Genomic DNA, 20076 nt, shown 5'->3' with positions numbered 1-20076 from the left:
GTCACTCTCCCATCATCGTCAGGGTTGCACCCAGAATGGCAATCTCTCCGGAGTTAATCTGGCTCTGGCATTCATTGATCGCGCACTGGGTACTCCACAATTGAGTATTAATTTCAGCTAGCTCATTTGAGGTACTCTTTATCTCATTAACCTTCTCTGTAATCTGAGTCTCAACGGTTTCTATCGACTGATTTACTGCCAAAATACTTTCATTGATAACTTCAATTTCATCATTTTTTGTTGCTAGTTGATCATTTACTGTATCAACACGTTCATTAACAGCTACCACTTCAGAGTTTAATGCAGAGCACTTTTCAACAACCAAGGTTGTTAAGTCAGCAATCGTTTGCGACTTTGAGAGCTCAGCCTCATATTTTTTGGCCTTTACTTCATCACTGTCTGCCGTCAGCTCTTTTTTTAAGGAATTAAAATTTGACTCCAACGCTATGTTCGCATTGATCGTATTGGTAAGACCCAGATTGGTAAAAAGTGGCCCCGCGTTTACGGCAACAGAACCTCCAAGCAGGTTATACGACTTAAAACCCACCGTCAGATCAACCGCCGATCCCAAGGTCAAAGAGACCTTATTCTGACAGTTGATCGCATAGTTCCCATGGAAGGCACCACTATCCACCGTGGTATTGGTTACCTTTTTTGTGCCATCGTCCCATTTGCTATCAACACCATCTACCTTGATAGAAACAGAGCTACTGGAGACACTCGAGCCATCGGACAGGAGCGCCTTAGCCATGATGCTATTGTGAGCATTCTTACTACCGGTCGTCCAGGAAACCTGAGGAGACGGAGGAACATCGCTGCCAACCATGGAACCATCGACATAAAACTCAACCTTTTCGACATTTGAGTCACTGCTCAGTCCGGCCTTCAACGTCACAGCACTGCTCTGATGATAGCTATCGCCGCTTCCAGGTGAGCTGATGGTTACTGTTGTCATGCTATCCTCCGTGAAACCTCTGCTTACTTTTGTGCTAAATGATCACAACTTTAGCCAGCCATCAGTCATCCGTATGTCCCAGGGTAATGGTCGCCCCCTGGCATTGGAACACCACCTTCTGCTTACCACCACTATCATCCATGATGATCTCGCTACCGCTGGCGGTCTTGATATGGTTGATGGTGTTACTCTGCTCATTTACCAGGCTGGGATTATCGGCATTCGGCACCGCGGCCTGGATCACCGGCCTGTCCGGATCCCCCTCAATAAATACCAGCAACACCTCGGTATTTTTCAGCAATGGAAAGTGCATTCCGTGACCACTCCCCCCATAGGGCTGGGCCATCCTCAACCAGTAAGAAGCTTTTCCCTCATCACGCCCCGACAGATCAAAGGGCATCAACACCTTATAGCGCCCTTGATCATCGAGCATCGCATACTGGCCACTCCCCGCCGCATCGATCCAGGCACTCAGCACCCCGGTGATCTTAGGTCGCCTGGTCTTAAGAGGGTTACGGTACTGCACATTCGATGGGATACACTTAAAGCTATTACGATAATAAAGCCCGTTCTGCTCCGAGTCTTCACCCATTCCATGAGTCAGGTAAGCCGCCTGGTTACCTTCATGGGTCACTGAGGTCACCAGATACTGCTGATTGAGCTTGCCTAAAAAATGACTCTGCAAACCAAACAGATACCCGGGTTGTAGCCAGGGAACCGACCCTTCACCTCTGTGCTCGGCTCCCTGACAGGCAAGCTGCTGGGCCCTCACCTTGGCGAGGCGGTTGCCCTCGGCGCGGGTGGTAAAGTTCTCACCATAGTAATAGACGGTACCAAACCCGGAATCCGACACCTGCGCCTTGCCCTCAGGCAAAAGATCCGGCCGCTCATAATCATAGCCCTTGAGAAGAACCCTTTAGGCAAACGGGAGCTCCCCGCCACAAAATAGGTCAGCACCTCATCATAGACGGAATTTTCCAGCCCCGAAGAGGGGGAGTAACTCAGGGTCCCCTCACCACTCTTGGCTTTATGCGCCATCAGGTTATCCCGGATACACAGTACCTCTTCACTACCCTGCTGCTCAAAGTAGTAGTAGATCCCCTCCTGCTCCATCAGCCGTGAGATAAAATGAAACGGCGACTCATTGTACTGACACACATACTCCCGGGGCTCATAGTCACCATTAAGCTGCAGCTGATAGTTGGGCAGCACCCCATTTTGTCCCCGGTCTTCAAGAATCGCCTCGATGATCTCCGGAATACTCTTATCCAAAAAGATCTGGCTGCCCACGCCCAGGGTGAGTCCCCAGACCCGGGGAACCAGATCCACCTCGAGATAGATGTTGCCATAGGATTCACCCACCACCTCAACCCGGGACAGGATCCCATGAAACTGTTGCGCCGCTTGCTGCTCTCGCTCAATGCTAAAGTGACTCTCGGCGCTCAGGAGTTTATCCGGATCCAGGTTGGGATCCTGGCAGATAAGAGTCAGCCGGAAGCGATAGAGCTCACTGAGCCCCTCTTCGCCCTCAAAGCGCACCACAGAGAAGGCATCGGACTCCCAGCCGCTGGCATTAAATAAAAACTTACTCTGATTCAGGCTCATGCTCCCTCCCCGACCGACTCGCTAAAATCAAACTCAAAGTTGCCTGCATCATCACAGCGAAGGGTGATCACCGCCGGCAACGACTCATCCCCCATCTGCGCCAGCACCGCCCTGGAGAGCTCCGGCAGCACCCGGCCATTGAGGATAAAGTCGATGTTGCGCGCCCCGGTCTCACTCTCATCACAGCGCGCCACGATCTGCTCCACCACCGCATCGGAGTAACTCAAGGTCACCCCATTGTTGTGTTTGAGCATCTGCTTCAGCTGCCCCAGCTTAAGCTCTGTGATCTCGGCCATCGCCTCATTGGGCAAGGCCCCGTAGGGCAGCAACGTCATCCGTGCCAGCAGCGCCGGCTTAAAGTGCTCATTGAGCATCGGCCGAATGGCGGTGCCGATGGTCTCGGCGTCACAGCCCTCACCACACAGCTCGGTGATCACATCACTGGCCAGGTTACTGGTCAACAAAATCACCGTGTTGGCAAAGTTGATGGTTTGCCCCTCGCCATCGTTGAGCACCCCCTTATCAAACACCTGGTAGAAGAGGTTCAACACATCCGGATGGGCTTTTTCCACCTCATCAAGCAGCACCACGCTGTAGGGTTGCTGGCGCACCGCCTCGGTCAGCATCCCGCCTTCGCCATACCCCACATAACCCGGAGGCGAACCGATGAGCCGGCTCACCGTGTGCTTCTCCTGGAATTCACTCATGTTAATGGTCACCAGATGACTCTCGCTGCCAAACAGCAGCTCCGCCAGGGTCAGCCCGGTCTCGGTCTTACCCACCCCCGAAGGTCCCACCAACAGGAAGACTCCAAGGGGCTGCTCCGGCTTAGTCAGCCCCGACTTGGCCGCACGCAACACGGTCGACAGCGCACCGAGCGCCGCATCCTGCCCCTTAATTCGGGCCCCCATCTCCTGCTCCAGATTCAGCAGCAAGCTCGCCTGATCCTGGGCCATCTTACCCAGCGGGATCCCGGTCCAGTCACACACCACCTGCGCCATTAGCTCAGGGGTCACCTCATAGGCCAGCATCGGTGGCTCCTGCTGCACTTCGGCCAGCGCCTCCCGCGCCGCATTCAGCTCATCCAGCAAGGCTGCCCGCTCACTCTCTTGCGCCTGCGCGAGCTTTTCGCGCACCGCTAACACCGCCTGCACCGCCTGCTGCTCCGCCTGCCAGCTCGCCGTCAGTGCCTCGGCCTGCACCTCCCCCTCAGCAATCCCTTCTTTCAGCTCCGCCAGTGCCTCAGGGTCGATCGCCTGACCATGCTCGGCATCCCGCTCCAGCCCCTGCTGCTGACGACTCAGCGCCTGGATACGCCGCTGCACATCCTCCAGCGCCGGCGGTGTCGCCTTCAAGTTCACCTTCACCCGGGCACAGGCGGTATCCATCAGATCGATCGCCTTATCCGGCAAAAACCGCCCACTGATATAACGATCGCTCAGCTCCGCCGCCGCCTGCAACGCATCATCACGGATCACAACTTTATGGCTGCGCTCATAGGAGTCGCGCAATCCGCGCAAAATCAGCGCCGAGGTGGCAACGCTCGGCTCATCGAGCTTCACCAGCTGAAAGCGTCGAGCCAGTGCCGGGTCTTTCTCAAAGTACTTCTTGTACTCCCCCCAGGTGGTCGCCGCACAGGTCTTGAGCTCTCCCCGCGCCAGCGCCGGTTTGAGCAGGTTCGCCGCATCCGAGCCCCCGACACTGCCCCCGGCCCCGATCAGGGTGTGGGCCTCATCGATAAACAGGATAATCGGCCGCTCACTGCTCTTAATTTCATCGATCACCCCCTTGAGGCGATTCTCAAACTCCCCCTTCATCCCGGCACCCGCCTCCAGGGCCCCCATGTCCAGCCCCAGGAGCCGTACCTGTTCTAACGATTCCGGCACATCCCCCTCGTGAATGCGCAGCGCCAATCCCTCCATCACCGCGGTCTTGCCCACGCCGGGCTCGCCCACCAAAATCGGGTTGTTCTTGCGCCGCCGGGCCAGGATATCCACCATCTGGCGGATCTCCGGATCCCGGCCAAACACAGGGTCCAGGGTGCCGCCCGCCGCCTTGGCGGTAAAGTCGATGCAAAACCGCTCCACAAAGCCGCCCGCCTTGGCTTCACCCCCTTCGGTTTTAGTCTCGGTCGCCGCCGGCTCCGCTTGCTCCGCCGATTCACGCACCAGCGCAAAAAACTGCTGCTGCAACTGCTCGCGGTCGATCTTGCGCAGGCAATCAAACCAACCGCTCTGCCCGTAACTCATCGGCCTGGCCAGCAGTGCCAGCAACACGGCGCCGGAGCGAATTTGTGCAAGCTCCAGATCGACACTGGCGACGAGCCAGGCATCGGTCAGAAGATCGGTTAAACGTGGCGAAAACACCGGCTTGCCACTGTTGCCGGTCGCCAGCTCCTCTAAGGAGCGATTGAGTTCGATGATAAGGGCGTTCACATCCACCCCCTGGACCGTCAAAATTGCCTGCCAGTCCCCCTCCCGGGCTTCCAGACACTTGAGCAACCAGTGCTCCGGCGTCACCTCATACTGGGTGCGCGACACACACAGCCCCGCCGCATTGTTCAGGGTGTTGCTGCAGTAGTAGTTCAGTTTGCCCAGCAGGGTTTTCAAACTAATGTTAACCATCGACTCTCTCTCCTTGAAGGTAATTCAGTGGCAACGTCAGGTGGTGGGGCACGCCGCCCAGCCAGGCATTCATCCCCAGCAACGCCCCCTGCCGGGAGTTCAGCACCGGCTCGCCTACCACGTTCGCTCCCGGCCAGATACGCAGCTCCATGTCCAGCATATCCAGCATATAGTGGCGTAAAAATTTCAAAATCTTTTGATACAGGGGCGCCCCCGGCAGCAGGGATTCAAACAGGGCGCGATCATTCACCTCGACATGGATGCGGCAGGCACTGCTGCAATCGCGAATTTGACTGCCCAGATAACACTCGCCACCCAGCTCACTGTTGGCCTCTCCCAGACCGCAGCGCTGCTCGCCCGGGATCTCCACCCAGCGCTCCACCCACTGCTCCAGCCATACCTTCGAGTCGGCCCCGATGAGATGACGCATCAGCGCCTCCAGCCCCTGGGCCGAGCGCATCCCCTGGCTGAGGAGCCCCATATAGGGCAGCAGCTCAAAAGCCTCCGCCTCACTGCCCGTCAGGGTGTCACTCTGGATCCCCACCAGGGCAAACAGCCGCTCCAGCAGCTTGGGGTTACGCGCCCCCACCAGTTGCGGCAACAGCCGGTACTTCTCCCACGCCCGAAAATACTGCTCGAAGAAGGGCTGGCTCAGGACATCGTAAAAATCCCGGGTCGCACAACCATCTTCATTGGCCTCATCCAGCAGCTCCTCGGTGTAGAAGGTGGGGAGCGGTGAGGCCGGGCCATACAGCCCCAGGAAGGTGGTGGTCAGGGTGGTCTGTTTCCCCTGCTCGGTGAAATCCACCACATCGGTGGCCGGAAAACCCAGCGACAACTGGGCCCGGCTGCGCACCCGACGCTTGAGGTAATCGCTCCCCTCCCCCTGCCAGCGCAACAGTCGCAGCGCCTGCACATAGCTGAACAGCTCGGGACGAGTCTTAAGCTCCTCGATTACACCAGGCTGCGTGAGCCGATCTGCGCGGGCCATAAAAAGCTCTCTTTATCATGCAGGTTATCCACCCGCAGTTGGGTAAAACTGTTGATGCTTGAATAGGCCGACAGCAATCGGTTCACCATAGCGCCAAACAGGTACATGTCGCCGCGACTGGGAAAGCCGTCAGGGTCGAGCTGCAATCGGAGCGAGCTGCCCCGCACTAAAATCCCCCGGTGCAACCGATTCACCGTCTCCATCTTGAGATCGCGGATCGCCTCCACCCGTTTGGTGTTCGCCAGCACCTTGGCCCGCGCCTGGGAGTCGGTGAAGATATAGAGCTTGAGCATGGCAATGAGATTCTCTTTTTTCGACAGGCTCAGCTGGTTGAGATAGAGATGGGACAGCATCCGCCACAGCAGATTATCCCCAGCGGGCACTCCACCGACATGGTGGGCGGAATGATGTTGGAAAACTCCGCCAACGCCGGCGAGCTCTCGGTGGGGCGACAGATATCCCCGTATTGCAGCTTATCCGCCAGCTGACCATTGGTGCAGCGCACCTGCAGCGCCAGGCTCTCACGCTGAATTTGCCCCACTTTTTTCGGGTAGGTCACCGACAAAAAGAGATCCGAGCCGCTGCCCAGGGTCGACTGGCGACGCCGCAGTGAGTAGACCGGCACCTGCTCCGCCTGGGGATTAAACATCGCAAAGGGCCGATACTCCCGCGCCCGGGCCGAGCCCTGCTCAAAACCGGTGACCCGCTCCACCGAATAGACCTGGTAGCTCTCCCCCCCGAGGGGCTGACCCGGTATTCGGGCAGCCGGTGGTCCAGCAGTATACTGTCGGCGTGGTGGGAGAAAAGATTGACCGCCGGCACACAAAACAGCGCCAGATGCCCGCCGTGGAGCTCCAGACTGTCGGTCCCAAGCTCCAGCTCCACCTCGAAGCTGCCCAACTCACCAAACTGGCGCAGCCAGGAGAGGCCCCTGAGCTCGAAGAACAGAAACTTCTGCGGCAGCAGGAAATACTCCTGCACCGATAAAAAGGCCCGAAACGCATTGCTCGGATAGGGAAAGAGCGGCATCCCGTCATCCTCGGGCATCACCCGAAAACCCTGCTCGGCGCTCAGGCGCACCGAGCGCCCTCCGGCATGCAACCGCACCCCCTTGAGGTGGCGGCTCAGGGTGGAGAAGCGCTCCACCGCCTCACTGTAGTTGCCCCGAAGAAAAAGCCGCAGCGAATCACTCTGCCAGCTTTCAAGGGGCATCCCCTGCAGGTTAAAACTCAGCCGCACCCGGTCATTTCGGGTGACCACGGATTCAAGCGACAGAGGTAACAACTCCACATCGCCGCAGGTGGTAAAGGTGCAGCTTTGTCCGTCCCGCTCCACCGAGGCAAGCTCCACCCCCGCCCTGATGGTCAGCGGCTCCTTGAGCCCCGGCTTGGGACGAAACTGGATCATCGTGGCCGCCGGCAGCGGCCGCAGGTAGTGGGGAAACAACAGCTCGGTCAGGCCATGGATAATCTCCGGAAAATCATCATCCAGCCGCTCCTGCACCATCCCGGATAAAAAGGCGGTCCCTTCGAGGAGCCGCTCCACATCGGGATCGGCATTCTGCCCGGCCAGCATCGGCGCCAGCGCCGGGTGTTTGCGGGAAAACTCGATGCCGAGCTCCCGCAGGTAGCTCAGCTGCTGCTGATAGTATCGATTAATCATTCCCTGTCCGTCAGCTCTCCGCGACCGAGATACGGCCATCCGGGCCCAGCACGGTTTCAAACACCACGGGCACCAGATTATTCTCATAACGTATGCCTGCCCTGATCTTAAAGACCAGCGACAGACGATCCGTCTCCTGGGGTATGAACTCAACCTGAACCCGCTCCACCCTGGGCTCATACCGCAAGATCAGATCGGCAATGACCCGCTCCAGTCCCCGCAGATTCTCCAACCCCTCCCCAAAGCGCACCAGGTTGAGATCCGGCATCCCAAAATCGGGCACCGTCAGGGCACTGCCTTGCTGAGTGTTGAGCATCCGCGACAGGTAGCGGGTCACCGAGCTGCTCAGACGCACCAGCTCACTGTCGTGACCGTCCGGGTTTTCACCGTAACGGATCCGCTCCAATAAACGCTCGGTACGCATCACACCTCCCTGCATAGAAAAGAGGGGCGGCCCGGCCGCCCCCTATCCATTAAGACTCTTTCCAGGAATCCACGACCTCAATGTTGCCATCATTGAAGGTCTCAGTGATCTTGGAGTAGGTGAAGGAGACCTGTTCCATATCCTTGTAGGGCTTGTTCTCTTCCAGGAAAGTGGTCGGGGTGTTGGTCTTACGATTCACGATGATCGCCTCATCCAGCTGGATCGAGTAGTACTTCTTCTCGGTGCCATCCGCATCAATGTCATAAAAATCGATATTGACGGTGCACTGCTCGCCTGAGGTACAGGCCTTGAGCAGTTTTGGAGAGGCTACATCGCGGGCCTTGGTGATGGTCAGCGGATGGTGGATACGCTGGCCGGTCGGCAGGCCGGTGTGCGTATCTTTAGGGATCTCAACGTTGTGATCAAAGGCATATACCAGAACCTTGTCTTGTTTGTCGCCAGACTGGGTGCAACCGCCTTTGATTTCGCCCTGGTTCTTACCGTTCACTGACATATACATAGTCAAAGCCATGACTTATTTCTCCTTAAGTTAGACAAAGTAGCCTGTATCACTCTTTATCGAGTTTACCGACCAGTGAAAGGGTAAATGATGCGCCCATATACTTAAAATGTGGGCGTGCTTTAATCGATACCTGGTACCAACCGGGATCCCCCGGCACATCATTCACCTGAATCTCAACCGCCCGCAACGGACGCCGGCTGCGTACACTGGGCTGCGGGTTATCCATCTCGGTCACATACTGACTGACCCATTTATTGAGCTCACGCTCCAGATCCTGACGCTCCTTCCAGGAGCCGATATGCTCGCGCTGCAGCACCTTAATGTAGTGCGCCAGTCGATCCATGATCATCATGTAGGGCAGCTGGGTGGAGAGCCGGTAATTAAGCTCCGCCTCCTTGCCCTCCGGCGAGTTGCCAAAGGTCTTGGGACGCTGGCAGGAGTTGGCGGAGAAAAACGCCGCATTGTCACTGCCCTTACGCATGGTCAGCGCGATAAAGCCCTCTTCGGCCAGCTCATATTCACGACGCTCTGAGATCAACACCTGGGTCGGGATCTTGGTCTTGGTCTCGCCCATCGACTGGAACTGGTACAGTGGCAGATCTTCGACCGCACCGCCACTCTGAGGGCCGATGATGTTGGCGCACCAGCGATACTGAGCGAAGCTATCGGACAGCCGGCTACCAAAAGCAAACGCGGTGTTGCCCCAGCAGTAGTCACGGTCACCGTCACTGACGGTTTCGTTGTAGTTGAAGAGCTTGCTTGGCGCCGTGCTCTGGCCATAGGGCAGACGCAGCAAAAACTGTGGCAGGGTCAGCCCCACATAGCGGGCATCCTCGCTGTCACGGAACGAGTTCCACTTGGCATACTGAGGGCCCTCAAAGACCGAGTGCAGATCTTTAAGCCCGGGAAGCTCCTCCCATTTCTCTATGCCGAAGAAACCACAGCCTGCCGCAGCAATGAAGGGGGCGTGAGCCATCGCCGAAACAGAAGCAAGGTTCTGCAGCAGCTTCATATCCTGGGGACCGGGATCGAAATCATAGTTGCCGATGATGGTGCCATAGGGCTGGCCACCGAACTGGCCATACTCAGCGGTGTAAGCCATCTGATACAGGCCGGACTTGACGACCTCGGGGCTATCCTCAAAGTCATCCATCAGATCCTGCTTGGAGAGGTTCACGAATTCGATGCGCACGTTCTCACGAAAATCCGTACGATCCACCAGGAACTTGAGGCCACGCCAGGAACTCTCCAGGGTACGAAACTCCTCACAATGCAAAATCTCATCGACCTGCACCGACAGCTGGCGATCCAGCTCACCGATCATCGCATCCACCAGATCGCCGGAGACCTTGGCACCCTGATATTCGGGCTTGACCAGGTCGGTCAGCAGCGCCTGCAGGCCGCTGCGGGTCACCGAGTAGGCCTGATCTTCCGGGTTGAGGCGGGTCGCTTCTACAATTTCATCGAGCAAGTTAACCTGTGAAACGCTTTCGTCTTTGGACTGCTCATTTGCTTGTTGTTCTGCCATCCCTCTCTCCTACTCCTTGTCTTCTTCTGCACCATCAAGCCCAAGCTCTTTAAGCAGAGCTTCGCGCGATGACTCATCCTGAACCAATGACTGAATTTTTTTACGAAACTCAGGGACATTACTCAGCGGGCTCTTGAGAGCCTTGAGGGCCTCTCTCAGCTCCAACAACTTGGCCAGCTCCGGAACCTTCTGGATAATCTGATCCGGCTCAAAATCACGGATGCTATTAAACTTCAGGTTCACAGGTAGCTGATCCCCCTCCTCGGAACCCGCCAGGCGACGCGGTACATTCATCTCAAGCTCCAGTCCCTGAGCCTTGAGCACATCATTAAAGTTATCCTTGTCGATATTGATCGGGGCGCGTTCTTCCACCATGCGCTCATCTTCCTGCTGGGTAAAGTCGCCAACCACCAGCATCTTGAGAGGCAGCTCAACCTCTTCCTGGGCCCCTCCTGTTGCGGGTCGATATACAATATTCACCCGCTCTTTTGGGGCGACTGAGCCTTCATTTGCCATCTCTTATTCTCCTTAATCAGAGTGAACCTAATCAGTTCGATGCTCGCTGCATCGCTTCCACCGGAGAGAGTAAAGCTATTCTCGCCAGCGTCTGCTGCGCCCGGCGACCATCGCCAGATGCGTGAAAAAGATCATAGGCACTGCCTAACAGGTAAAGTGCTAACTGAGGATCCCACTCCTCCAGGCGATAGTGCTCAACCGCCTCCAACACACTCTCGATCTGGCTCAACGCCAGCTTTGGATGACCCGCCTCGCTCATCAAAGTGGCAAGCTGGCAGCGCAATTCGACCTGCTCGGCAACCGAGGCCCCCTCAAGGGCTTCCTGTAGCATAGAAAACCCCTGCTCGGGCTTATCCCCCTTGGCCGCAATCTTAGATTTTTGCAACAGGGTATCCAGCTCGGAGAGTCCGGCAGATGCATCACCGGCATGGGTTGCGCTCGCCTGCTCCAGCCATTGGCGGGTCTCAGGGGAAGCAAACGGCCGACCATCTGAAAAGCACATCGCCTCGATGCCGGGTAGCCGCTCTACAAACTGCACCAGTTGTTGTTCGAGGGCCTGTGCAGCCTGTAGGTGCTCCAGAGCCTGTAGAGCCTGATGGGAGTAGAAGCTTAGATCCAGCCAGTAACGGTACTGGCTGACCCGCATCTCACAGGATTTGAGCAGTCCGTTCCAGTTACCCGCTTTAAGCAGGCGCTGCAGCATCTCAAGATCATCGCTGGCAGGCGGTGGAAGGCGGGTTTTCTCCCCCTGATGGGGGGTGTCTTCAGGGAGCACCAGCTCCCGATGCGCCGATAACGGTAACTATCCGCACTGGATGGATCTGCACGAAACAGCAGCTCTGCGACATGAATAAAGGCGCTCATCCCCCGAGCCAACTCTTTATCCGGAGACTCGTCACCACCGGGATCACAGATAGGGAGCTCAGGGCTCGGTGAACTGGGCGCTGAATCGGCGACAGGAGACGAAGCCGGGGTGGCGGGTGCAGAAGATTGAGCCGGGGCAGAGGCAGGCTGAACATCTTTGTTGGGTTCAACTTGATTCGAAGCACCTGACTCAGTGGGGTGTTCCTGTGAAGGGGATGAATCGGCCTCGACGGGCTTTGCAGCAGACTCAGAAACGGGAGCGACCAGGGGTAAACGCTTAATCCCATTGATCAGAGAGCGCATCATAGGCGCATCGGGATTACGTTCGGTCAGGGCATATTCAAGGCGATCGATGCTCTCCAGGGTAACCACCTGGGTCGCCTCATCAATCGGCTCTCCCTGATAATCACTCACCCATTGACCTGCGGCATCCAGCCACCACTCAATGGCAAGCATCCTGCCACGCATCCGCTTTTTCGGTGGCCAGGCACAATCCCAAAAGGTCTCGACCAGCCCCTGTAGCACCACCGCGGCCTCGGCGATCGCTTCAAAGCCATGATTGTGCAGGCGAGCAACCCCCCAGTAAGCCGCAACCTGGAAATGCTTGCTGCGGTTCTTTAATAAGCTTTCTGCCAGGGATTCTACGCGTGGCCAGCTGATTTCACTGGCCTGGGATATGCTGTTGAGCTTGTCCAGCTCAAGCTGCAGGGCATCCATATCAGGATCCAGGGTAGCGTTTTCTCCCCCGGGAGACTGCTCTGAAACAGGCTGTGTGCCCAATGCCCTGATATCATCCGTGATCATCTCTCTTCTCTCCTTTGATAGGATGAAGCGCTACCGCTCTTTATGATCCCGTTTCAGCCTGTGACATAATGCTCTGATACACAGATCACGCACTAACCCAAACCGATCAACATCCCGTACCACACTAAACTACTACGTTTTTGATATGGGAGTAAGAATTACTATCACCTTCTCCCTGACCTTTCAACCTTTTCGCTCAAAAAATGAGCAACAGATCAACCGGTGAACCTTGCCAAAGGGTGAAGCTACTATAAGAGAAAACTCATCATTGTAGCTAGTCATCCCGTGGGGGATTGCCACACCGCTCTCAGAAACGGACATAAATGAATCTTAAATCTGGTCAGCCATTTTTATATCTGCTATTAACCAGGCACCATCATGATAATCCCTTGATTTAATTGAAGATTATCCAGAACATCAGCTTACTGACCGCTGAATGCTTCAGTTGTTAACAACAATTTACAACTTTTATTCAAAAGCCCCTTGGCGTGTCAAGAACTGACGCACGGTGCATCTGACGCCCTGCTCCTCCATTGCCTTGTCGGCTGCATAACTAGCCAGCAGTACAGGAAGCACTGTCTATAACGAACATCCATATGTGAGATATGTTTCAAAAACTCCCTCTCACATCTTATTTAACTCCCCCATCAACAGATAGCTCATAACCAATTCAGCCCCGGAAAAATACCTTTGATTTATTATTGTTTCCTGCCAGGAAAAACAATATTTACCAGTGGCGTAATATCAACTCACCACCCCAGTGAGTTATCGACATATGAAATATCAAATGAAAAAAGCATTGAAAATTATAGCTCAGAGAAACTGTCGCACTTTGTTGTGAATCTGCAAGATAAAACTCATTCTCGATAGGACGAACACCAGCAACCCACACGGTTCCCCTTATAGCAGGCAATGGCGTAACTTATTGTTATTAAACGATTTATTTTATTTGAACCTTATCTTATGAATAATTAATGAATAAAATAAAAGCATTTGAACACATGGAAAAAGGCGCACACTCAAGGAGAGTATTTCATCGAATAAAGTTATGAAAAAGTATGGCAAATAATGACAAAGTGTAGGAGTTGTGATTAATTTATTCAGCTTTTCATCATTCAGCTTTCATTCAAGATTCAGATTTATACTGGAGCCGTAATAAAGATTTAACTCCGAGTAAAGCTGCCACTTTATCGGAGCACAATATTGAAAATATAGAGATATAGAAATCCATAGGAGTCAATCATGAAACTTAAAGCAATCTCAATTGCAATCGCTCTGGCAGTTCCAGCCCTGGCCACTCAGGCATTTGCAGCCAATACCTCTTCTGCATTGCTAAAAACAAGCTCGAATGTTGCGATCCAGAGTATCGATCAAAAGCTGCCCACCGATGCTACCACCCAAACATTGACCCAAGGTGAGCACCAGATGGTGATCCAGTATCAGAGCCAGTATCAAAACAGTAATCATTCACAGATGATCCGCTCGGTCCCGATGCAGATAAGCTTTAATGCCACCGGCGGCGAGCAGTTGCTGCTCAAGGCAAAGCAACCCAACTCCCTGGTACAGGCTCAGCAGGCCAAATATGCTCCTCAATTTGAGCTGGTGAATCAGGCAACGGGCGCCAGTGTTCCCTTCAATATCCAAAAGGCCGGAGCAACCACCCTCAAGCAGAGCACCCTGACCCCGGCGAGTGATGTCCTGTTGCTGGGTCAGAATGGCCAGGCGGTGACCCAACAGGGGATCACCCCAATCAAGGCCGGCCAGAACAAGGTCACGGTTCAGTACTACAGTAGCGATCTCCAGGATAATTTTTACGCAAAATCCAAGCCGATGACGATCGTATTTAACGCCAACCAGGGAGAGCAGATATCAATTCAGGCTATCGCTCCGAGCGTAACCACCACCAATGCAGATGTAAATCAGGTGATGAGTTCGACCCAGACCAATCCACAGTTCAAGTTGGTGGATCAAGCGACCGGCCAAAGCGTCAGCTTTACCCAGGCACCGGCTCAGCCCCTGACTGAAAGAGCCAACACCCTGATTCTGCCATCCCAGGTGAAGCTGGTTGAACTCAATGGTAAGGCGGTCCAAGGGAGTCCATCCTTTGAAACCCTGACTCCGGGCAACAACTACCTGAAGGTGACTTACCAGGGAGATTATCGCACCGCGAACAATGATCAGGTGATCCAGTCACAACCGGTGAATCTCTCATTTGATCTCAAAGATGGGCAGACCATCAAGGTGTCGACCCGCAATCCACAAAACCCAACCGAGGCAAAACAGTTTGTGAAAAATCCACCTCTGACCCTCGGGGTGATCCATACCACAAATAGTACAGCAGCAAGTTAAGTTAAACGGGCCTGGGCCCTTCGGACCGACTCCTACGTCGGGCCCGGGCCCTTCCCTTCGCCCCTCAATGATCAATAAGCAACCACCGCTTCCAGGCCCCGTATTTCGCGCTATTACATGAGTTATCCACTGATTAATCAGTAAATCTGTGGATCATTTTTACCTTATTCTGTTCTGTCCTTCGGGCTGGGGGAAAAGAGTATTGCTTGTCCAATACCCTCTTCACTCCCAAGAACACCCCGGTATTTCGCTTGTTTGCCCTACGGGCTGTTGTTTGTGCCTTCGGCACAGATGCCACTGCCGAGTGGCGGCGGGTCAGGGGGACTGCTCACCCAGTCCCCCTAACAACCCCGAGGGTGCCCCTCGATGCGTGGAAATCCTGAAAATCACTTACTCCTTGAAGCTCAGCATAGACACGCCGTCCTTGGCGTGGCTATGCACTCATGGCGTCCTGCCATTCGGCTTCACTCGCATTATGATTTTCAGGCACGAATCAAAGGGGAAGCAGCCCCCGTGAGCGAGCGCCGAGGCGAACTATAAGTCCACTATTTTTGTTGTCGAGGCCGGATGCCGAGCACCGGAGCTTGATGGAGGGACCCATCACGCGAAGGGAGCTTTTGATTACTTTTGGCGGTACAAAAGTAATGTGCTGCCGGCACCCCGGCAATAATGCAGCGTAGCTGCAAAAAGGCTATCCGCAGGATATATATATAGAAAGTTCGCTATTGGTACAAAGCGAACCTCAATCATTTGAACTGCGGTCAGCTATTTTGTGCCTGCGGCACAACTGTCCGGCCGCGGACTTCGGGTCAGGGGGACTGCTCACCCAGTCCCCCTAACAACCCCGAGGGTGCCCCCTGATTCGCATTGATCCTCAGAGCCACTGGTTTTATGAGATACGCAGAAATGAGCCATCCATGGCTCGGCCCTGCTTTCAGGATATCCATATCCTTCAATCTCAAACTCCAACGTGACTCTTCGGTGCGAACCAAAGGGGGAGTTTAACTCCCCGTAAGCGAGCGCTGAGGCGAACTGCAGAGGATGAAGGTTGAGCAATAAGGGCCACGATTCTCTCAGAGAAGCAGAGAGAGAGGTAGGATGCTGAACTGGGAGGGCTTATCAGGGATGATAAGCGGCGCGAGAGCTTAGCCATTACAAGGATGTGATGTCTAAGCTATGCCTTCATCCTTAGGGGTGCGAGGGGATTGCAGTGTAGCTGAAAATCAGCCGTACGCAGCACAATACCCATACAAGATCACATGTTCACAAAAACGACTTGCAAAACAGTTTAGAGAAAACTACTGTATACCCATACAGTGGTTTTGTTTTTGGAGAGTACCATGACATCTTTTCAGGGTTACCAGCACACAGCACAGTTCAACACCAGCAAGCCCCTGGGCGATGAATACTCTTTAGATACACTGCTCAAGCAGTTAGCACCTCTGAGTCAGCAGAAGCGTTGGCAACTATGGATCGCTCCCCCTGCGCTCCCATGTGCCGAACAGTTACAGGCTCTGGGAATCGATACTCAGCATGTGCTGATCATCCAGGCCAAGCAACTTAAAGATCGATTACAGACCCTGAAAAAAGCACTCAAGAATGGTTATTGCTCAGCCGTACTGGCCTGGATGGAGGAGCCTATCGGCGAAGAGCTACAGGAGTTAAAGCGCGCAGCCCAAAATAGCAAATGCCATGGCTACGCCTTTGCTCATCAGGGAGACTGCCAGGCGCTGCACTAAGCGTGAGAAAGGAGGATCTAACCTGGTTAGATCCTTAAATGATTAGATCACAGTCCATTGCTCAGGATGAGCATATGGTGGTTTGAGGAGCAGACAATAGCAGAGCTCACAAGTTCATGTCTGATGAGGCTAACAAACCCGCTCAGATGAACCACTCTATCTGCGATCGGCTTTTCAGAACGTGCTGCACCGATTGCATCAACACTTGTCATCGCTTTGTCTGCTCTAATTTCTAATTATTTTTTTTTATGGATGAGAAGCATTGATCTTCTTCAAGAAAATTGAAGAAGATTACCCCTCCCACCAAGATCATTAATATCCCAATCAAAGATGTCATTTGATAATTTGAGTAGTTAATAACAATAGCTATCACTCCTACAGCAGATATCCAGCTGCCAATAATCACCATAGCGTGGCGTTGTTTCCTAAATCGATGGAACCTTTTGGTTTGAGCAAGATCTGATCTCCCATCGTCATGATGGGAAGCTTCAAATGGGTAAATCCAACGGCAAAATCAAGAACTGGTCTCAATACAATAAAGCATTGGTAAAGCGTGGCTCGATCACCTTCTGGTTGGATGAGAATGCAGTCAAAAACTGGCATTGTCAGGAGCACCATGGCGACAGAGGAAGAGGCTTCACGTTCAGTGATACCGCTATCGAAACCGCGTTGATGCTCAAAGGAGTATTCAGCCTTCCACTGAGGGGGTTGCAAGGATTCCTTGATTCGGTCTTTCAGCTCATGAATGTTCCTCTTAAGTCACCGACTTATAGCTGTATCAGCAAACGAGCGAAGACCGTTGAGATAAAATATCGCCGCCCCAGCCGAGGCCCTGTTGCTCACGTGGTCGTTGATGGGACAGGGCTCAAAATCCACGGTGAGGGAGAGTGGAAAATGCGCAAGCACGGAAAAGAAAAGCGCCGAGTTTGGCGCAAGCTCCACCTGGCTGTTGATGCTCAAACTCATGAAATCATAGCAGCCGAGGTCAGCCTTGATAGTGTTGGAGATAACGAGGTGTTGCCGACCTTATTAAACCCACTACGACGCAAGATACAGCAAGTCTCAGCAGATGGTGCATACGATACAGAGGCTTGCTATGCACTGTTACAGAGAAAGGGTTGTAAACCAACGATTCCTCCCCGCAGTAATGCAGCTTACTGGAAAGGAGATCATCCCAGAAATGAAGCTGTCGAAGCGCTTAAAAATGGGCAGCTTTCACAATGGAAGCATGACAACGACTACCATCAGCGCTCGTTAGCAGAAACAGCAATGTCTCGCTACAAACAGCTCAATTCTCCACAGCTGAGCTTACGTTGTTATAACGGTCAGGTTGGGGAAGCCTTGGCCGGAGTTAAAGCTTTAAACAAAGTGATCGGGCTTGGTATGCCTGTCAGGCAGCAAGCTGCCTGAATGGGTACAAGTCAATTATCAGACTCGGATTTAGGAAACAACGCCATCAAGCACTATCACAAAATTAAAAAGTATAATATTCACACTTGACCGCACCATGGAAGAACAGAGATAATACATGGTTTTGAAAACTGAGAACCGAGAGGCTGCACCTCTAAATGGGTCAACAAACAGCCTACGGGGGTACTTAGTCGGCACCGGAAAGTGGCTCCAGAAGCCATCTGCGTCTATTATTGACACCTCTGGTTAAGGCGAGGTTCAGTATGGATTCAATTGGGATCTAGCGAATTAGGAAATTAAAAGGTCATTGTTTTCTTTATTGGCAATAAATCATTAATAACAGTCTCAAAAGAAACAAAGACCCACATGAGCCCATTGATTAAGCTTAATTACTTTAGCAAAAAAACCTTGGATAAAAGCCAAAATATTTTATCCTTGTTACCGAAAACCCCTTTTGAAAGTAGGGTTTTCCTCGATTAAAGAGCGAATTCAGGAGGATTAGGGTGACTTTTTGTGAAAATATGTTCATTGCGGATTCATTAGAAGACTTTTTCAGGTTCGCGGAGTGTCATAATGCGATCCAGACAGAGATAGAGCTGCAACGAATCGCCCCCATGCTCCTGCAGATCATGAAGCGTAACCCGCAGCCTATGGGGATCAAGGATAACCAGTCCCGGTTTGTCTACTCTAATCAAGCCTATATCGATCTGCTAAATCTTCCGGAAGGATTTGAGCTCAAGGGAAAAACCAACTCTGAGCTCCCGGCATCCACCTCTGAATTCTCACAGATGTTTATCGCCCATGATCGCACCACAGAAAAGGCTGGGACCACAGTAAAATCTCTTGAAATACATCCATTTGGACCTCAACAGATCACCCAACCCTATATCTTCTGTAAAACCCCTATCTATAATCGCTGCTCAGAGCCTCTGGGTACCTTCTTCCATTGCATGCCCCTGCATGAGAATATCTCACTGTTTACTAACATAGTGCTGGGACGGATCGAGAATGCGAAAACAGTCACAGCCACCCAACGTACAGCCAGTGAAGCCTGGAAACTTAAAACGCCAACCGAGTTACTCTCTGAGAAGGTATGGGAGGCTCTGTTCCTTTATGGTATTGGCCTGGGTGATAAGCAGATAGGGACTCGCTTAGATATATCAACGACAGCGGCAAGAGCACGCATCAACCGGGCTTGCCAGACACTGAAGATCCCGGTATCCCAGATTAGCGACTTCATGCGTGCCAGGGGCTGGCTCTCCCACATCCCAAGGCGTTTCCTACATGAGTATCACCGCTCCCTGCTGCTGGATGAAGATATTTGATCCATTCCCTTTCATAGCTTGGAGAATATGGAATCCGGGTCCTAATTTAGGCAATCTCATAACTCTGATCATAAAACCTCGAGAATGAGGCCATAGGATTCTTTGCTTGCCGATCGAGTTGTGGTTTTGCTCAAATTCAACCGCCACTCAACTGAATGGCGATACAACTACTGACCTCACTCTAAGGTCAGTAGTTGGTTACAGAAAATTAAAAGATGATTACTCATCGGTATAAATACATACATTCCATTTATCTACCAGCCCTGAATCCGCAGCGCACTCATCTTCAAAGAACTCTCTGATGCAGTCTTTTTGACAGTGGGCTTCAAATGCTTCATTTGAAGCCCAGATTTCCTGGAATGCTATCGGATAGCTGTCACCTTCGGCAAAAGGACTTGGAATATGTTTCGTTACTACGTACTGGATACACCCGTCTTCCCGCAAAGTATCAGGCTCCAGAGCCTTCAGAGTTGTAAAAAGCTCATCAAACTTGTCCTCTTTTGGCTGAAACTGGGCAACACAATATATTTTCTTACTCATTTTAATCTCCTTTTAAAATCGAGAATATCCGTACCTCAAACTCCAATGAAAGAGCATCATGAGCTTTAACCGCAGCTATGGGATCAAAGATAACAAATTCCGGTCTCCAGCTCGAATCGAGCCAATGTTGATCTTTTGAATCATGTAAAAGAGTTAACGCACAAAGAAAAGACCCGCATTGAGCTATCCGCGACTGGATGAAGTTCTTTGCTCCTAC

Annotated in this window: 16 protein-coding genes and 1 pseudogene; 4 read left to right on the top strand and 13 right to left on the bottom strand. The window is 53.0% G+C overall.

Features of this window, described 5'->3' with window-relative positions:
* Position 1: 1 nt before the first annotated feature.
* From DB847_RS07860 to DB847_RS07795, 12 genes and pseudogenes are all read right to left on the bottom strand, one after another.
* Positions 2-955: an Ig-like domain-containing protein gene (locus tag DB847_RS07860; protein WP_108650182.1), complete on the bottom strand. Its 954-nt coding sequence runs from the start codon at positions 953-955 to the stop codon at positions 2-4.
* Between the two features lie 61 nt (positions 956-1016).
* Complete coding sequence (locus tag DB847_RS25975; RefSeq protein ID WP_267897747.1) at positions 1017-1808, bottom strand: type VI secretion system Vgr family protein; 792 nt, start codon at positions 1806-1808, stop codon at positions 1017-1019.
* On the bottom strand, positions 1724-2560 hold the full coding sequence (locus DB847_RS25970; RefSeq protein ID WP_108650180.1) for a type VI secretion system Vgr family protein: 837 nt from the start codon (positions 2558-2560) through the stop codon (positions 1724-1726). Before DB847_RS25970 ends, DB847_RS25975 begins: the two co-directional genes overlap by 85 nt.
* Positions 2557-5184: a type VI secretion system ATPase TssH gene (gene tssH / locus DB847_RS07845; protein ID WP_108650179.1), complete on the bottom strand. Its 2628-nt coding sequence runs from the start codon at positions 5182-5184 to the stop codon at positions 2557-2559. The genes DB847_RS25970 and tssH overlap by 4 nt, the downstream gene beginning before the upstream one ends.
* Positions 5177-6175, bottom strand: a complete 999-nt coding sequence (tssG, locus tag DB847_RS07840; RefSeq protein ID WP_108650178.1) for a type VI secretion system baseplate subunit TssG — start codon at positions 6173-6175, stop codon at positions 5177-5179. Before tssG ends, tssH begins: the two co-directional genes overlap by 8 nt.
* A pseudogene (gene tssF, locus DB847_RS07825) lies at positions 6139-7837 on the bottom strand (type VI secretion system baseplate subunit TssF). The gene tssG and the pseudogene tssF overlap by 37 nt, the downstream one beginning before the upstream one ends.
* A gap of 10 nt (positions 7838-7847) precedes the next feature.
* Positions 7848-8261: a type VI secretion system baseplate subunit TssE gene (gene tssE, locus DB847_RS07820; RefSeq protein WP_159084461.1), complete on the bottom strand. Its 414-nt coding sequence runs from the start codon at positions 8259-8261 to the stop codon at positions 7848-7850.
* Between the two features lie 49 nt (positions 8262-8310).
* Positions 8311-8793: a type VI secretion system tube protein TssD gene (gene tssD / locus DB847_RS07815; RefSeq protein WP_108650173.1), complete on the bottom strand. Its 483-nt coding sequence runs from the start codon at positions 8791-8793 to the stop codon at positions 8311-8313.
* A gap of 37 nt (positions 8794-8830) precedes the next feature.
* Entirely contained in the window at positions 8831-10312 is a 1482-nt protein-coding gene (gene tssC / locus DB847_RS07810; RefSeq protein WP_108650172.1) for a type VI secretion system contractile sheath large subunit, read from the bottom strand.
* 9 nt (positions 10313-10321) lie between these two features.
* Positions 10322-10828: a type VI secretion system contractile sheath small subunit gene (gene tssB, locus DB847_RS07805; protein WP_108650171.1), complete on the bottom strand. Its 507-nt coding sequence runs from the start codon at positions 10826-10828 to the stop codon at positions 10322-10324.
* A gap of 31 nt (positions 10829-10859) precedes the next feature.
* On the bottom strand, positions 10860-11531 hold the full coding sequence (locus tag DB847_RS07800; RefSeq protein ID WP_199911897.1) for a type VI secretion system domain-containing protein: 672 nt from the start codon (positions 11529-11531) through the stop codon (positions 10860-10862).
* The gene (locus DB847_RS07795) at positions 11438-12496 is read right to left on the bottom strand and encodes a type VI secretion system ImpA family N-terminal domain-containing protein (RefSeq protein WP_108650170.1); all 1059 of its coding nucleotides are present in this window, start codon (positions 12494-12496) and stop codon (positions 11438-11440) included. The genes DB847_RS07800 and DB847_RS07795 overlap by 94 nt, the downstream gene beginning before the upstream one ends.
* 1242 nt (positions 12497-13738) lie before the next feature.
* Between DB847_RS07795 and DB847_RS07790 the strand changes: the two genes are divergently transcribed.
* The 4 genes from DB847_RS07790 to DB847_RS07775 all read left to right on the top strand — a co-directional run bounded on the left by DB847_RS07790 (position 13739) and on the right by DB847_RS07775 (position 19319).
* Positions 13739-14845, top strand: a complete 1107-nt coding sequence (locus tag DB847_RS07790; RefSeq protein WP_108650169.1) for a DUF2057 family protein — start codon at positions 13739-13741, stop codon at positions 14843-14845.
* 1340 nt (positions 14846-16185) lie between these two features.
* Positions 16186-16584, top strand: a complete 399-nt coding sequence (locus DB847_RS07785) for a SulA-like leucine-rich domain-containing protein (RefSeq protein WP_108650168.1) — start codon at positions 16186-16188, stop codon at positions 16582-16584.
* Between the two features lie 492 nt (positions 16585-17076).
* Positions 17077-17994, top strand: coding sequence for an IS5 family transposase (locus tag DB847_RS07780; RefSeq protein ID WP_108648954.1), 918 nt, complete (start codon positions 17077-17079; stop codon positions 17992-17994).
* 503 nt (positions 17995-18497) lie between these two features.
* Entirely contained in the window at positions 18498-19319 is an 822-nt protein-coding gene (locus DB847_RS07775) for a PAS domain-containing protein (RefSeq protein WP_159084459.1), read from the top strand.
* A gap of 219 nt (positions 19320-19538) precedes the next feature.
* Here DB847_RS07775 and DB847_RS07770 read toward each other — a convergent pair whose 3' ends face one another.
* Entirely contained in the window at positions 19539-19859 is a 321-nt protein-coding gene (locus DB847_RS07770; protein WP_108650166.1) for a putative quinol monooxygenase, read from the bottom strand.
* Positions 19860-20076: the final 217 nt, after the last annotated feature.

The sequence above is a fragment of the Dongshaea marina genome (assembly GCF_003072645.1).
Taxonomy (GTDB): Bacteria; Pseudomonadota; Gammaproteobacteria; order Enterobacterales; family Aeromonadaceae; genus Dongshaea; species Dongshaea marina.
This window is presented reverse-complemented; position numbering and strand designations above follow the sequence as displayed.

Excerpts from the sequence above, each read along its gene's own strand:
- DB847_RS07860 (WP_108650182.1), bottom strand. The coding sequence starts at position 955 with ATGACAACAGTAACCATCAGCTCACCTGGAAGCGGCGATAGCTATCAT.
- DB847_RS25970 (WP_108650180.1), bottom strand. The coding sequence starts at position 2,560 with ATGAGCCTGAATCAGAGTAAGTTTTTATTTAATGCCAGCGGCTGGGAG.
- tssH (WP_108650179.1), bottom strand. The coding sequence starts at position 5,184 with ATGGTTAACATTAGTTTGAAAACCCTGCTGGGCAAACTGAACTACTAC.
- tssG (WP_108650178.1), bottom strand. The coding sequence starts at position 6,175 with ATGGCCCGCGCAGATCGGCTCACGCAGCCTGGTGTAATCGAGGAGCTT.
- tssE (WP_159084461.1), bottom strand. The coding sequence starts at position 8,261 with ATGCGTACCGAGCGTTTATTGGAGCGGATCCGTTACGGTGAAAACCCG.
- tssD (WP_108650173.1), bottom strand. The coding sequence starts at position 8,793 with ATGGCTTTGACTATGTATATGTCAGTGAACGGTAAGAACCAGGGCGAA.
- tssC (WP_108650172.1), bottom strand. The coding sequence starts at position 10,312 with ATGGCAGAACAACAAGCAAATGAGCAGTCCAAAGACGAAAGCGTTTCA.
- tssB (WP_108650171.1), bottom strand. The coding sequence starts at position 10,828 with ATGGCAAATGAAGGCTCAGTCGCCCCAAAAGAGCGGGTGAATATTGTA.
- DB847_RS07800 (WP_199911897.1), bottom strand. The coding sequence starts at position 11,531 with ATGCTGCAGCGCCTGCTTAAAGCGGGTAACTGGAACGGACTGCTCAAA.
- DB847_RS07795 (WP_108650170.1), bottom strand. The coding sequence starts at position 12,496 with ATGATCACGGATGATATCAGGGCATTGGGCACACAGCCTGTTTCAGAG.
- DB847_RS07790 (WP_108650169.1), top strand. The coding sequence starts at position 13,739 with ATGAAACTTAAAGCAATCTCAATTGCAATCGCTCTGGCAGTTCCAGCC.
- DB847_RS07785 (WP_108650168.1), top strand. The coding sequence starts at position 16,186 with ATGACATCTTTTCAGGGTTACCAGCACACAGCACAGTTCAACACCAGC.
- DB847_RS07780 (WP_108648954.1), top strand. The coding sequence starts at position 17,077 with ATGGGTAAATCCAACGGCAAAATCAAGAACTGGTCTCAATACAATAAA.
- DB847_RS07770 (WP_108650166.1), bottom strand. The coding sequence starts at position 19,859 with ATGAGTAAGAAAATATATTGTGTTGCCCAGTTTCAGCCAAAAGAGGAC.